Genomic DNA, 375 nt, shown 5'->3' on the forward strand with positions numbered 1-375 from the left:
AGGCACTGTAAACTTACCGGCCTCGGGCCAAGGTACGTCACGAGGTCAGCGATCAGGCGGCCTGAAGATGGGCGATCTTGCTCCACATCTGCATCGCGGCGCCTCGCAGCTCGCGATAATGGTGAGATGGAACGTCGTGGCGGGGAATTTGGAAGAGGTTGGCGATCGGGTCGTGAACTGAAACGAAGCGCTGGAGTTGTCGCGGTGACTTGAACCGCTTCATGATTCTCTCCCGTCGCCGGACAGGTTGATGAGAATTCTCCGCCCGATTGTTCAAGCCCTTGTGCGAACGATGCTCGACGCCGGGCATGAYCTCCCGCTTCGCCGCACCATAGGATCGAAGCTTGTCGGTGATCATGACGCGCGGGGCAGATC

Annotated in this window: 1 protein-coding gene; it reads right to left on the reverse strand. The window is 59.4% G+C overall.

All coding sequences use genetic code 11. The features are described from left to right. Positions 1-52 precede the first annotated feature (52 nt). A partial coding sequence (locus tag AC1D0P_RS31860; RefSeq protein WP_477680377.1) for a DDE-type integrase/transposase/recombinase occupies positions 53-375 on the reverse strand: 323 nt, incomplete at its 5' end.

Source organism: Polaromonas sp. P1_G2 (genome assembly GCF_056405515.1).